The 13991-nt window shown below is 69.4% G+C and carries 11 protein-coding genes and 1 pseudogene; 3 read left to right on the plus strand and 9 right to left on the minus strand.

Annotated features, from left to right (window positions below; all coding sequences use genetic code 11):
- Positions 1-463 precede the first annotated feature (463 nt).
- Positions 464-1579 (plus strand): hypothetical protein, encoded by a 1116-nt coding sequence (locus RZR99_RS11830; RefSeq protein WP_323119944.1) that lies wholly within the window; start codon positions 464-466, stop codon positions 1577-1579.
- Here the strand turns inward: RZR99_RS11830 and RZR99_RS11835 are convergent.
- From RZR99_RS11835 to RZR99_RS11875, 9 genes are all read right to left on the minus strand, one after another.
- Positions 1547-2623, minus strand: a complete 1077-nt coding sequence (locus RZR99_RS11835; RefSeq protein ID WP_323119945.1) for a hypothetical protein — start codon at positions 2621-2623, stop codon at positions 1547-1549. The genes RZR99_RS11830 and RZR99_RS11835 overlap by 33 nt on opposite strands.
- The gene (locus RZR99_RS11840) at positions 2613-3899 is read right to left on the minus strand and encodes a lipopolysaccharide biosynthesis protein (protein WP_323119946.1); all 1287 of its coding nucleotides are present in this window, start codon (positions 3897-3899) and stop codon (positions 2613-2615) included. The genes RZR99_RS11835 and RZR99_RS11840 overlap by 11 nt, the downstream gene beginning before the upstream one ends.
- Positions 3893-5062 carry a polysaccharide pyruvyl transferase family protein gene (locus RZR99_RS11845; RefSeq protein WP_323119947.1) on the minus strand — a complete coding sequence of 390 codons (1170 nt, stop codon included), beginning with the start codon at positions 5060-5062 and terminating at the stop codon, positions 3893-3895. Before RZR99_RS11845 ends, RZR99_RS11840 begins: the two co-directional genes overlap by 7 nt.
- Positions 5059-6288, minus strand: coding sequence for a glycosyltransferase (locus RZR99_RS11850; RefSeq protein ID WP_323119948.1), 1230 nt, complete (start codon positions 6286-6288; stop codon positions 5059-5061). Before RZR99_RS11850 ends, RZR99_RS11845 begins: the two co-directional genes overlap by 4 nt.
- Positions 6285-8558, minus strand: a complete 2274-nt coding sequence (locus RZR99_RS11855; protein ID WP_323119949.1) for a polysaccharide biosynthesis tyrosine autokinase — start codon at positions 8556-8558, stop codon at positions 6285-6287. The genes RZR99_RS11850 and RZR99_RS11855 overlap by 4 nt, the downstream gene beginning before the upstream one ends.
- Before the next feature lie 52 nt (positions 8559-8610).
- Positions 8611-9069 (minus strand): arsenate reductase/protein-tyrosine-phosphatase family protein, encoded by a 459-nt coding sequence (locus RZR99_RS11860; protein WP_323119950.1) that lies wholly within the window; start codon positions 9067-9069, stop codon positions 8611-8613.
- Positions 9066-10262, minus strand: a complete 1197-nt coding sequence (locus RZR99_RS11865; RefSeq protein ID WP_323119951.1) for a polysaccharide biosynthesis/export family protein — start codon at positions 10260-10262, stop codon at positions 9066-9068. Before RZR99_RS11865 ends, RZR99_RS11860 begins: the two co-directional genes overlap by 4 nt.
- Positions 10263-10361: 99 nt before the next feature.
- On the minus strand, positions 10362-11735 hold the full coding sequence (locus tag RZR99_RS11870; protein ID WP_323119952.1) for an undecaprenyl-phosphate glucose phosphotransferase: 1374 nt from the start codon (positions 11733-11735) through the stop codon (positions 10362-10364).
- On the minus strand, positions 11732-12670 hold the full coding sequence (locus tag RZR99_RS11875) for a helix-turn-helix domain-containing protein (RefSeq protein ID WP_323119953.1): 939 nt from the start codon (positions 12668-12670) through the stop codon (positions 11732-11734). Before RZR99_RS11875 ends, RZR99_RS11870 begins: the two co-directional genes overlap by 4 nt.
- A 772-nt stretch (positions 12671-13442) precedes the next feature.
- Between RZR99_RS11875 and RZR99_RS11880 the strand changes: the two are divergent.
- Both RZR99_RS11880 and RZR99_RS11885 read left to right on the plus strand, forming a co-directional pair.
- A pseudogene (locus RZR99_RS11880) lies at positions 13443-13607 on the plus strand (transposase); the annotation flags it as partial.
- Positions 13608-13784: 177 nt separating this feature from the next.
- The coding region (locus RZR99_RS11885) for a hypothetical protein (RefSeq protein ID WP_323119954.1) at positions 13785-13991 on the plus strand (207 nt) is incomplete at its 3' end.

Here is a 13991-nt window from a genome sequence, read left to right on the forward strand (position 1 = left end):
ACGGCGACCGGCCGGGGCGGAACAGGGTTCAGTGGGGAATGCGAAGTCGAACGTCGGCGATCGGCCGGGAGCGGTCATCGCGCTCTATCCATGGAAGGCCGGCTCCAGGCTGAAGGCGCTCGTTCGTCATGCGCCCCGCGCATCGCCCGCCCGACGGGGTTTTGAAGCAATGTGCCGCATGCGCGCCGGATCGCCTGACTGAAGATCGCGGCGAGCAGGGACAAGTCGAACGCGTGGATTTGTGATGCCGCGCCTCATGCTTGACGCCACCATGTGCCGCTCTACACGTCTCACGGCCGGACGATCCGGCTGGAGCGAAACTATGGCTTGGATTGAACGCGGCGGCGGATACAGACAGGAGATTGGCCGAACAACCCGAATCCGGCGCACTAAGATCGATGTGGCATGCGTCGTCTCTCGACGATTCGGCGCGCACCGACCGTTCTTCCAGGGAGCCCCTCTCATGACATCCTGCTGCCCGCTCCGACGTGGCGCGCACGTCGGCACCGTGCCGTTTTCCGCCTCGTCCCCGCCGCGCCGCGGGTTCGCGCTCGTCTGCGCCGCCATGCTGCTGACGGCCGCCGCGACCGCCGCGCACGCGCAACGGAACTTCGCGGCCACGCACCCGCTGCCCACGACGACGGGCGAATTGCGGGTCGGCGTCCAGGTCGACGTCGGGGGCTTCACCCCCGAAGATGCCACGCGCATTCGCGAAACCGGTTTCGAATTCGTGCGACTGGGCGTGTGGACCGACAGCCTCGGATCGAGTGCGTATCAGCAACAGGTCGAGGCCGCGTTCGCCCAGGCGAAAGCCGCGAGCCTCGGCGTGTTGATGACGGTCCGGTCGTTGAATCCGTTCGGCACGCTGCCGGTCGACCCGTCCCTGCGTGCCGCCGTGCTGGAGAGTGCCGGCGCGACGTTCGGGCGCGCGGTCGCGGCGCTGGTCCAGGCGCATGCGAGCCAGTTGCTCGCGGTCGAGATCTGGAACGAGCCGGATCTCGCGAAGTACTGGCCGCCGGGCGACGTGGAGGCGACCCTCCCGCCTTTCATGCAGGCCGCTTGCGCGCAGTGGACGACGCTCGGTCGGCAGGTGCCGGTGCTCGGGCTCGGTTTCGCGCGGCCGCCGTCGAAGGGCTCGGTGCCCGACGCGCTGCTCGCGCAGGTCGTGCAGCGCGCGCCCGGGTGCCTGGGCGGCGTGTCGTATCACGCCTACGGGATGACGGGCCCGCAGATATCCGATGTCAGCGCGGACCTCCACGAGCGCTACCGCTTGCCCGCCGTCATCACCGAATGGGGCGTGCCGTCGATTCCGGCCACGGGCGGCGACGCGGGCCAGGCGGCGCAGGTCGCGTCGTTCCTGTCCGCCGTGCGCGGCACCGGCGCGCCGCTCGTATCGATCTACGAATGGAAGGATTCGCCGAACGGCATCGACCTCGCGCAGCGCAACTACGGGCTCGTGACGGTCGGCGGCATGGCGAAGGCGGCGCTCGGCGCGGCCGGCGCGGAATTGCCGCGCGTCGAGGACCCGGTCGACCCGCCGCCGCAATCATCGGGCGGCGCCACGCCACCCCACCCCTGACCCGGCCGCCGCGCGCGACGGCTGCGCGCGGCCCACAAGCAAGGTCATCGACAGCAGCGCGACGCTGGACAAGTGCCGCGTGTAGCTGCCGAGATCCGGCTCGAACAGCATCGACACCGCGACGTGCCCGATCACGAGACTCGCGAGCACGATGTCCGACGGCCGCCCCGCCGCGTCGCGCGTCCGGCGCAGCGCCCGCAGCGCGGGCGCGACGGCGAGCACGACGAACACCTGCATCACGACCTCCTTCGGTCCCGGCGAAAACAGCGGCGCGAGATTGAGCTTGCCGATCGCATACAGATAGTCGGCGACGAATCCATGGAGCGACGACGGATCGACCGGGTTGTAGAAGCTCGTGCGCGCGCCGAACGGCGATCCGTACACCAGATAGTCGACCGCCATGTCGCGCGGATGCAGCAGCGCGTAGTAGACCCCGCCCGGCAGCAACGCGAAGCCCGACGCGGCGGCCGCGCCCAGCACCAGCCGGCCGCGCGTCGACAGGTAGTGGAACGCCGCGCAGGCGAGCGCGATGACCGCGATCAGGGCGAAGTAGCTGCGGATGAGCCCCGCATACAGGCCGTAGAGCCCGAGCATCGCGACAAGCGTGCCGCGTACGCCGTGGCGGCGCGCGGCGACCGCGACGAGCAGCGAGATCAGCACGACGAGCGTGTCCTTGCTGGCCACGAACAGATTGAAGAACACGCATGGCGCGGACAGCACGAACGCCGCCGCCATCCACCCGAAGCGGTTCGCCGAACGCAGCATCGCCCAGATGAACCACGCGCCGATGCCCGCGATCAACAGGTCGACGCCGCCGCCGAACCATCCATAGAGCTTGCCGACGGCGTCGAACGAGGTGTCCGCGAAGGTGTCGGCACCGCCCATCTGCGCCTGGATCTTCTCGGCGTCGCGAAAGATGAACTCGGGCAGCAGCGCGCCCGCGCTGCGATACAGCACCAGATAGCCGAGCACATAGCCGGCCGCGACGACGCGCACCACGCCTCGGCTGAGTCGCCGCCCCCCCGGCGGGCCGTCATAGCGCATGGCGGTTCGCCTCCGCGGGCGGCGCGAAGCGTCCGGTCCGGCCGCCCGCGCCCGCCCGGACGAGCAGCCCGCCGAAACCCGCGGCGAGCAGCACGCTGACGAACAGGTGACCGCAGGCCGCGCCGAGCGCGCCGTGCGCGCGAATCGCATAACCGATGACGGGCAGGCTGCCCGCCGCGAAGAGCGCGGTGGCGAGCGCGAACGCGCGGCCTGCCCGCAACGCGATCGCGGCGGCCCACAGCAGATCGATCACGCCGCGCAGCACGAACGACAGCAGCAGGATCGCGAGCAACTGCGTGCCGGCCGCGTCGATCGGTTCGCGCGCCATCCGGAACAGCGGGCCGCGCACCGCGAGAATCGCGGCCGACAGCAGCAGCGTCGCCCCGAGCGACGCGAGCAGCGCGCGCCGCAGCGTGGGCGGGAACGCGTGCGGCGCGGTCGCGGCGGCACGGGTGAGCGCGGGGCCGGCCGTCGATGCGATCGCCGCGAAGGCGATCGTCTGGATCGCATTCGCGATCGACCACGCGAACACGTAGCGCCCGAGCGCATCCGCGTCGACGAGCCGCGAGGCGATCAGCCGCTCCGCGTATTGCAGACCGGAGAGCAGCGCCGCGCCGACATAGAACGACAGGCCGTCTCGCCAGAGCCCAAGCATGTCGGCGGGGCCGTCCGCGCGGGCGGACGCCGGGCGCAGGCCGGCCGCCGACGCGGCGATCACGCGCCACGCCCAGCCGATCACGGCGACGTTGACCGCGATCCACAGCCATAAAACGGTATCGAGCCGGACGATCGCGCCCGACGCGAGGCCGGCGATCGCGAGCGCCGGCCACGCGCCGGTGCGCGCGAACAGCATCAGCGATGCGGTGCGGGCACGATGCAGGGAGAACACGTAAGTGTTGCACTCGAATGCATAGTGCTCGGCGATCGCGACCGCGACGATCGTGAGCCCGATGGCGGCGCGCGCCTCGTGTGCGTCCGGCAGCAAGTGCGTGCGCGTCAGCAGCAGCGCGCCCGCGCCGAGCAGCAGATACGCGAGCGCATAGACGAACCCGACCGCGCGTGCGTCACGGATTGCCCGGCGCGGCGCGGGCAGCGCAAGCCGACGGTTCAGTTCCGCACTGAAACCAAGGCCCAGGACTTTGGCGCTAATCACCGAGACCGCGATCGCGATCCCGTAATCGGCGACCGCCGCGAATCCGAGCACGCGCGCGATCACGATCGTCAGCGCGAATTTCGCGCCGAGCGCGGCGATCCGCAACGCGATGCGCATCAACATGACGCAGTCTCCGCCGCATCGCGCAGCGCCGCGACGAGACGCGCGCGCTCGACCCGCAGCACGTCGGCTCGGCTCGTCGCCGCGTCCCAGAAGCGCAATGCGGCGCGCGGCGCGTACAGATGGTCGGCGACGGCATCGGCATCGAAATCGGCCGCGTTGACGACCCAGTCGTCGAGGCCCAGGTCCGTGTACGCGCCGAATCCCTTGCGTTCGTAGCTGAGATGGAACGCGGGCACGCCGGCGAGGATCGATTCGAGCGCGCCGTGCAGTCGCACCGAGACGACGAAATCGGGCGGATCGTCGGCGAGCACCTGGCGCAGGGACGGCAACGGTCGAGCGACGCCGAGCCGACGGTAGAACGCCGCGTCGTCGTTGCCGCGCCCCGTGCTTTGCACCGCGAGCGTGAGCCGGCTGCGGGCCTCGAGACGCGCGATCAGACGATCGATCGCGCGCCGGTAGCGGCTGCGCTGCGCGCGGCTCCAGCTCGGCGCGTCGCGCAGGACCAGCGCGACGTGCCGCACCGGCGCGTCGGCGCTCGGCGCGGCGGCCGGGCTCGGCCGCCGCATGCCGAACGCGAGCGCCGCGAGGTCGGGGGCGCGGCGCGTGTTCCGATTGACGCTCAGCATCGCGAGCGAACGGTCGTCGCGCACGAATACGACCGTGCATGCGCCGAGCAGCGAGACGACGCGGTTGCGCCACGCGCGCGACATGAACGGCAGACCGGCGCGCGCGGGTCCGATGCTTTGCGGCAGATACACCGCGGGCTTGCCCGACACGCGCGCGGCGCGCAGCTGCAACAGATGGCCGGCTTCGAGCCGCAGCGCTTCGGCGAGCGTGCGAGCGCGCAGGTAGCCGCCGCCGACGCCGACGATCAGATTCGCGTCGGCGAGCACCGGCGCGAGCGCGGCGGGCCCGCGCGGCGACAGCCAGCCGCGCGCGACGGCCGCGAGGCGGCGCGCGACACCGTGCTGCGCGAGCACGGGCGCGCCGAGCGTGCGCCCGGCGTCGGCGAACGAGTCGGGATCGGCGGCGACGATGGTGGTGCGCACACCGTCGCCGAATGCTTCGCGCAGCAGTTCGATGGACAGATCGACGAGCAGTCCGTCGCCCGAGTTGCGACGGCTGTACGCGTGCAGCAGGACGACATGGAGAGGGCGTGTCATGAGCAGGTTCCGAAGACGGTTTCGTGATAGACGTTCAGCGTGCGGCGCACCATGCGCGCGGCGCTGAACCGTTCGATCGCGCGGTCGCAGTTGGCGCCGAGGCCGGCGAGCGCGCGCCGGTCGTCGTACAGCCGCCCGATCGCGGCGGCGAGCGGTTCGGCCGTCTCCTCGTTCGCGACGACGATGCCGATCCGCTCGGACGCGACCAGCTCCTCGGCGCCCGCGACGCGGGTGGTGACGATCGGCAGGCGCGCGGCCATCGCTTCCAGATACACATACGGGAAGCCCTCGTAGCGGCTCGGCAGCACGAACAGATCGAACGCGTTGAAGTAGCGGCGCGCGTCGGCGATCTCGCCGAGCGGCCGGACGTTCGGCGGATACGCACCGCGCGGACGGGCGGCGGCGGCCTCGAGATCGCCGCTGCCGATCACGGCGATCTCGATCGCGTCGCCGTAGCGCTCGGCAAGCCGGTCGGCTGCGCTCATCAGGCGATCGAGACCCTTCTGGAACGAGAAGCGCCCGACGAAGCCGACCGTGAAGCCTTCCGGCGCGAGACCGAGCGCTTCGCGCGCGGCGGCGCGCGGCAGGCGCGGGAAATCGGGCACGCCGTTGTGGATCACGGTCGTGAGGCCGAGTGGCAGTTTGAGTGCGTGACGCGCGTGATGCGCCTCGTCAATCGATACCGCGATCAGCCGGTCGGTCAGCCACTTGCCGAGCAGGCGCTCGATCGCGCCGTAGAAGAGGCGCTGCGCGCGCGTCAGATGCGGGTTCAGCGTATACAGCGCATGCGGCGTATAGACGTGCCGCCACGATCCGCGGCACGCGCGGGCGAGCGCGCCCGCCTTCGAGCTGTGACTGTGCACGACGTCCGGCGCGATGCGCGCCAGATGCCGGGACAGGTGCGCGAACGCGCGGGTGTCCCGCCACGACACTGCGCGCCCCATCGGCACGCGCGCGAACGACGCGCAGCGCTCGACCGTGCGTGGCGTCAGGATCTGCGCATCGAAGCGATTGCCGGCGGGGGCGATCAAGTGGATCTCGACGCCGGCGTCGGCGAGCCCGTCGATCAAGTCGGCGACGTGAACGCCGACGCCGCCGCCCGCCGCCTCGACGACGAGCGCGACGCTCAGCGGGCGCCGCGCGCGCGCCTCGTCGCGCGAACCGGGTAATGGAACAGGTGTCGAAACGGCGGCGTGCTGCGAGACTTCCTTCTGCGGCGTGGTCATGGTCTTCTCCATCGAGCGGCGGCTTGCAATGCGCGCCGTACCCACCCGGGGCGGGACGGCGCGTCGTAGTCGTATCGGATGTAGCGGTAGCTGCCGTATTTGCCGCCATAGCAGCCCAGGTGCGGCGCGAGTCCGTTGAGCACCGCGCCGGCGGACGTGACGCCGCCGTGGCGCAACCGCTTCAGCGTCTCGCGCAGATCGCCGATGCGGGTCTGTCCGGCGCGCACGATCATCAGCACGACGGGCGCGTGGCGGCCGATCACGGTCGCGTCCGCCGCGGCGAGCACGGGCGGCGCGTCGATCAGCACGTAGTCGTAGCGGGCGCGCAGCGTATCGAGCAGCGGGCCGAGACGCGCGCCGAACAGCAGCGCATCGGGATTCGCGGGCAGCGCACCGGTGGTCAGCAAGTCGACGCGCGGTGCCACCTCGGAGCGCAGCACGGCGTCGACCGGCATCGCGCCGTCGAGCACCTCCGCCAATCCGGGCTGGCGCGCCAAGCCGAAATACTGATTCAGATGGCCGCGCCGCAGGTCGGCGTCGACCACGGCGACGCGGTGGCCGCTGCCGCCGAGCACGGCGGCGAGATTGGCGATCACGAACGACTTGCCCGCGCCCGGCTCGGCACTCGTCACGAGCAGCGCATTGCGGCTCGCGCCCGGCTGCGCGAAGCGCAGCGCGGTACGCAGGCTGCGCAGGCTCTCGACCGCGGGATCGCCGGGGGCGTCGACGGCGAGCAGGTGCCGCCCCCCCGCGAACGCGGTGATTTGGCGATGCAGCGCGCGTTGCGCGGCGGCGGCGGGCACGACCGCGTAGACGTCGAGAGACAGCGCGCGCTCGATCTCGTCCGGGCTCGCGACGCCGCCGAACAGCAGATCGCGCACGAACGCGAGCGCGATGCCGAGCACGCAGCCGGCGAGCGTTCCGCCCGCCATCAGAACGAGCTTGTTCGGCTTGACGGGATCGTCGGGCACCACCGGAAAATCGACGATCCGCACGTTGCCGACTTGCCCTGCCTTGACGAGTTGCAGCTGCTGCACGTTGTTGAGCAACGCCGTGTAGAGATCGGTATGAACGCGCACGTCGAGCGTGAGCCGCGCGACGTCCTGCTGGAGATTCGGCAGGCGCTTGATCTGGCGCTCGATGTCCGCCTGCTCCGCGCGCAGCGCGCCGATCTGGCGATCGAGCGCGACGAGGCTCGGGTGGCGCGGATTGAAGCGCATCGTCAGTTCGTCGCGCTTCTGCTGCAGCAGCAGAAGCTGCGTGCGCGCCTGCGCGTCCTGTTGCAGGCTGAGACGGGCCTCCTCGGGCAGGTCGATGGTGCCGTTCTGGTTGCGCATCGCGGTAAAGCGCGCCTCGGCATCCTGCAACTGCCGTTTCATCGACGGCAGTTGCCGTTCGAGGAACGCGAGCGATTGCGCGGCGTCGGCGGACTTGCGCGCGACGTTCTGCGCCGCGTACTGGCGGCCGATTTCGCCGAGCAGGCGTTCGACGCGGCCGGGATCGTCGCCCGCCAGCGTCGCGATGACGACGCCCGATTGCTTCACGCGTTCCTGGACGGTCAATGCGTCCTGCACGTCGCCGATGGTCTGGCTGCGCGACTGGCGCACCAGTCTGAAGCGCGTGCCGGGCGGCGCCTGGAATCCGGCGACGTCGAGCGTGAGCGGGCCGTACGCCGACGCGACGGTCGCCGGCGCGCCGACGCGGCCTTGCACCGGCGCGTCGACGCCGGGGCCGCTCAGCAGCCAGACGCCCGGGGCCGGCGTCGTCAGCGTGAAGCGCTCGCCTTCCAGCGCGGCGGGCACGTCGAAGCGCGCGATGTCCGCGCTTTCGGCGCCCCACGCATAGCCCCCGAAGCCGGTGATCCAGGCGGGCGGCGCCCCGCCGAAAAACCGCGACAGCGGCGCGCCGATCAACGGAAAGCGCTTGGGTCGCGCGTCGACGAAGTAGCGGACGCGATCCACCGAGCGCGTCACGACGAGCCGCGACGCGACGATCTGCGCTTCCGCGGCGGCGGACGATTTCACGTCGAAGAGCGCCGACACGTCCGCGACCAGATTGTTGGCGGCCGCGCCCTCGGGGCCGCTCTCGACCTGGATCATCATGTCGGCCTGATAGCGGGGCGGCAACAGGAACGCGCCGAGCGCGCCGAACAACAGGCCGGCGAAGGTGGCCGCGACGATCCAGCAGCGCTGGGCGAGCAAGATGTCCAGCACGCCGACGAGATCGAGTTCGGCGCGTTGATCGTCGGGAAAATCTGCGGCAGTGGACATGGCGATAACGAGTGGTTGGGCCGTCGCGGACGGCGGAACGGAACACGGGGTTTCAATGCCCGGGCGGGGCGGCGGCCGCGTCGATCCGGTCGCGCCAGTGCGTGACGCAGCGTTCGAGGTGGTCCAGGCAAGCGGCGAACGTCTCGGGCGAGCCGCCGTACGGATCGGCGACGTCGGGCGGGCCGACGCCGGGCGCGGCGAGATTGAACACGCGGCCGCGCGTGAACGGATAACGCGCCTCGATGCGGCGGCGCTGCGCGGTTTCCATCACGAGGATCAGGTCGGCCCGCGCGCAGGCGAGGACGGTCAGCGCCTGCGCGCGATGCGCGGAGAGATCGAGTCCGCGAACGCGGGCCGCGTCGCGCGCGCGCCGCGCGGCGGGCTCGCCGACCCGCGCGTCGATGCCGGCCGAACGGATCGTCACGCGCGGCAGCGCGCGTCGCAGCAGCGCCTCGGCGAGCGGGCTGCGGCAGAGATTCGCGTGGCAGACGACGAGGACCGAACCGATCACCACCAGCCTCCCTTCGCGGCGTTCTGCACGTTGTAGGCGGCCGTCGTGCCGCCGAGCAGCTGCGCGATCACGCGGTTCCAGCGCACGATGCCGGGCGCGTCGACATAGACGACGTCGTCGGGCCTCAGTTCGATCTGCTGTGCGAGCGCGAGGCCCTGCGGCGATTTCGCGTTCAGGTGATACACCTGGGCATCGATCGGGCGACCGGGCGCGAGCGGATCGCGGCGCGCGGCGCGCAGTTCCCGGACATTCTCGGGAGGGCGCACCAGATAGATCTGCGACGGATCGCTCGTCTCCTGGCTGGGTTGCGCCATGCCGAGCGCCTGCGACAGCGTGAGGCGGCCGTCGGAGCGGAACTTGACCGCGCCGGGACGCTGCACCTCGCCGAGCACGAATACGTTGAAGTCGCTCTGCGGCGGCACGCGCAGCACGTCGCCGTCGAGGAGCGGGACGCGGCTCGCGTCCAGTCCACGCGCCGTGTATTCCGGCAGGCAGACGCCGTAGCGGCGGCCGGCGCGCAGCAGCGTCATGCGGCTCGCGTCGCCGGTGCCGAGCACGCCGTCCGCCTCGTGCAGCGCCTGCGCGAGCGTCATCGGCACGTCGGTGATGGGTTTCACGCCGGGCGAACGCACTTCGCCGTTCACGTACACCTTCTTGCTGCGGTAGCCGATCACGCGCAGCGAGATCTGCGGATCGTGGATGTACGGCTCGAGCGCGGCCTCGAGCCGCTGCTGCGCCTCGATCTCGGTCATGCCGCCGACCCGGAAACGCTTCACGTACGGAAACTGCAGCAGACCGTTCTCGCTGACGACGTAGCCCGGCAGCCGCTGGCTCGCGAGGCCGACGCTCTGCGGCTGCGCGCCGCCCGTCGAGCCGATGTCGTAGGTCAGATTGGGCATCACCAGTTCGGGGTGATCCCAGACGATGACGGAAAGCACGTCGGCCGGGCCGATCCGGTAAGGCTCGCCCGTGCCCGCGAGCGCGTCGGTCTCGCAACGTTTCGCGAGCGCCTGTTCATTGAGCGCGTCGAGTTGCGCGAGATTCGACGGAGCGAGTTCGGTGACCGCGATCGGCGGACCGGGCAGCGCGCGCGCATCGAACTTCATGCCGGGCGCGAGCACGCAGCCGGACAGCCAGGACAGCAACGACAGAAAGGCGCACCCGCGTGCAAGCCCGGGAAATGGAAACAGCATCGTCGATTCGAATGAGAGTAGGAAAGACCGCTACGCCGGCCGCGCCCGGCGTCCGCGGCGCGAGCCGGCCGAAGGGGCCGCGCACGGCGCGCGGCCGGATCAGTGAGCGTTGGCGCCCCTGAACCCTTTCAGGACGGTGAGCAGTACGATCTTCAGGTCGAACCAGAAGGTCCGGTTGCGAATGTAGTAAAGATCGAACGCGACGCGGTCCGCCATGTGCTCGACGCGTCCCGTTTCGCCGCGCAGGCCGTTGACCTGGGCCCAGCCGGTGATGCCCGGCTTGATCCGGTAGCGGTACATGTAGTGCTTGACGAGGTTCTTGTAGAACTCGTCGTGCTCGGTCGCGTGCGGACGCGGCCCGACGACCGACATCTCGCCGCGCAACACGTTGAGGAACTGCGGCAGTTCGTCGAGACTCGTGCGGCGCAGGAACGCACCGATCCGGGTGACGCGCGGATCGTGCCGCGTCGCCTGCGTGATCTGGCCGGCCTTCTCGCGATGCACGATCATCGAGCGGAACTTGTAGATCGTGAAGATCGCGCCGTCGGCGCCCATGCGGCGCTGGCGAAACAGGACAGGGCCGGAGGACGACAGCTTCACGGCGATCGCGATCGTGGCCAGCGCCGGCGCGAGCCCGATCAGCACGAGCGCGGCGAACATGCGGTCGAAGATCGCCTTCGGCACGATCTGCAGGCGGTTGACGGGCGAGGTCACGATATTGATCGCCGGCACGCCGAGCAGGTCGACGGCGCCGGCGTCGCCGAACGCGAGGTGGCCGAGGTCGGGGAAGAAACGGATGTTGACGAAATCGTGCTGGAAGGTCTCGACGAACCATTCGATGGGCTGCGCCTCGCCGGGCCGCCCGACGATCCAGACTTCCGACACCCGTTCGCGCCGCACTGCGAGGACGAACTCGTCGAGCCGGCGGGTGACGGGCACGCCGAGCACGTTCGCGTTGTCGTGCTCGCGCAGGTCGAACACGATCGCCGGCCTGAAACCCGCGTGGCGGGCGAGCAGGACCCGCTTCACCATCCGGCGGATCTCGGTGTCGCCCGCCACGATCGCGACCGCGCGGCCGTTGCGGCCGGTGCTGCGCAGATAATTCAGCGCCGCGCGGATCGACACTTTCACGCACAGCAGCCCGACGATCGACAGCAGGCTCCACAGCGCGAACCAGCCGCGCGACACCAGCGCGGATTCGCGCGTCGTGAACACCAGCACGACGTTCATCGCCTGCACGGTCACCCAGGCGAGCAGCGTGTTGAGCAGCAGCGCGAACACCGGTTTGCCGCGCCAGGAGCGGTAGACGTCGAACAGCGGGAAGATCACGAGCGACAGCGCGACCGCGGAGCCGACCAGCAGGGCCTGGAGGTCGGAGAAGCCGCTCGCGGTGTCGAACCGCAACAGATGCGCGAGCGCGGCGGCGAGCAGGATCAGACAGACGTCGGCGAGTTGCGACAGGGTGGGAATCATGCGGCCTTCCCCGTGACGGCGCGGCGGCGCGCCGTCGCGCGATACTCGGTGGGAGACATCGCCAGGCGCTGGCGGAACAGCTTCGCGAGTCGATCCCCGCAGCCGAGCCCGGCGCGACGCGCGATCTTGTCGACCGGCAAGTCCAGGTCGGCGAGCAGCGCGCAGGCGAGATCGAGACGCGCACGCAGCAGATACTCGGACGGCGTCACGCCCATCTCCAGCTTGAAGCGGCGCAGAAAGTTGCGCTCGCTCATCGACGCCATCTGCGCGGCGTCGGGGATCGACAGGCACTGTTCGCAATCCTCGCGCATCCGGTGCGCGACGGCTTTGATCGGTTCGCTGATGCGCACCGGCAGCGTGTCGGGCCATGCGTCCGGCGCGACGGTGAAGCGGGCGGCCGTCAGTTGTTGCGCGACGCGCGTGGCGAGCCCGGCGTTCGACGTGCGACGCACCAGCGACAGCGCGTGGCCGGCGGCATCCGCGCACGGCGCCTCGTCGGCGCCCCGCACCGCGGGCATCGCGACGAGCGCGAGACCCTCGCGGTAGGCGGTCTCGCGGGCGTCCGGGCGCGTGAGCAGCTGCCGCCAGTCAAGCGCTTCGCCAGCGGAGCGGGAACGCGATGCATCGCCGACGACGAACAGCATGTCGAAACAGCCCGCGTGCCGCAGGTCGGCGCGCTCCGTCCACGTACACATGCCGGAACGCGAGCGCACCGCCCCGCCCCGCGCGGACAGCCAGTTCACCACGTAGGGCCGCGCGCCCGGCCCATGCAGGCGGTTGGCGAGATCGAAGATTTCGGCCACGTTGCTCGCGTCGAGCAGCGGGAAGAGATCCTGCAGCAGGATGCCGATCTGCCAGGTGACGCGGGCCGGCGCGGAAACGGCGGCCTGAGGAACGCAATCGACGAGTGCGGAAAAATCGGCTGTATGGTCCATTGAAATCCCACAAGATATTTACGGATGCCTTTCTGGGATTGAATGTTAAAGCCAGTAAATCCACGAGCCGATAGCGGCGTCGGATCAAGCCTGTATATTGTCGGATTCCAGCAGGTATTTGCCGCAACGTGAAAATCCCGAGCGCCGGCACTAAATAAATAGCGTAATTGTCGTTAATTTTTGGATTCTCTTTAAGCGTCTTCAGCGAGACGAGAGCGTGTAGCCGCGACGGACAAGGCAGGCGAAACGGCAGGAATATCGATGCGCCATTCGAAGCAAATGCTCGGCTTTCCTTAGCCGGCGGCCCTGGGACGCCTATGCTCGACCGACCGGCGATCGCGTCGGCGCCGCTCGCCGCTTTACACGTGACGATGGCGAATGCGAGTCGCGATGTCTAACCGATTCAAATGATATTGACAATTATCGAAATGACAGCGCTTGTCCTGAATCAATTTCCCCGGACGCCTTTAACCATGAAATCCGGCGCGTTTTGATTTGACCGAACAGTGAGCCGAGATCGGTGCTCGCGGTAATCTTTTTCGGATACGATTCATGGGTGCTAGTGAACGGCGCCAATTATCTTGCGCCGGTTTGAACCGGGTCTCGAAGATTTTTCTTGAACCCGAATAGCCTGTTGAGGCTCGCTATTTTTCCCACCGGACGCACGCACTCGACTGACAGGGTCGATGCCGGCGTATTTCCGGTTGCCATTGATCCTCCCTGAAGCGATCCACCGTGAAGCGAGTGGCAAGGGCGCGGGCGAAACCTTGCGATGAAGAAGCGATTGACCGACGAGCAGATCATCCGCGCCTTGCGCCAGGCCGAGAGTCGGGATGAACCGGTGAAGGATCGATGCAGACGCCACGGCATCCCGGTACAGGCGTTCTATCGTTGGCGCAACACGTTCGGCGGCATGAACGTGGCCGACGCGCGTCGGCCAACCGCTTGCCCCTCCTCGCGAGGGTATTCGCACGCGGTCTGAACTTTCGCCTCCGTCGATTGCCGTCCGTCAGCGGTCGCGGCGAACCGCCGTTCGACTCGGCTATCCGCCCTCGCGCCTCCAACGGTTCGATCGGCGGGTTCGGATCGGCAGGCGATACCCTCGATCATCCNATTGCCGTCCGTCAGCGGTCGCGGCGAACCGCCGTTCGACTCGGCTATCCGCCCTCGCGCCTCCAACGGTTCGATCGGCGGGTTCGGATCGGCAGGCGATACCCTCGATCATCCACGAAGCACCCAAAAAAATGGTTCATCGCGGATTACCGGGGAAGGCAGCGCGGATCTTGAGGAAGAAGTATTGCTCATCCCGGTAGCCGTAGGC

It is taken from the genome of Burkholderia alba (assembly GCF_034721475.1).
GTDB classification, from domain to species: domain Bacteria; phylum Pseudomonadota; class Gammaproteobacteria; order Burkholderiales; family Burkholderiaceae; genus Burkholderia; species Burkholderia alba.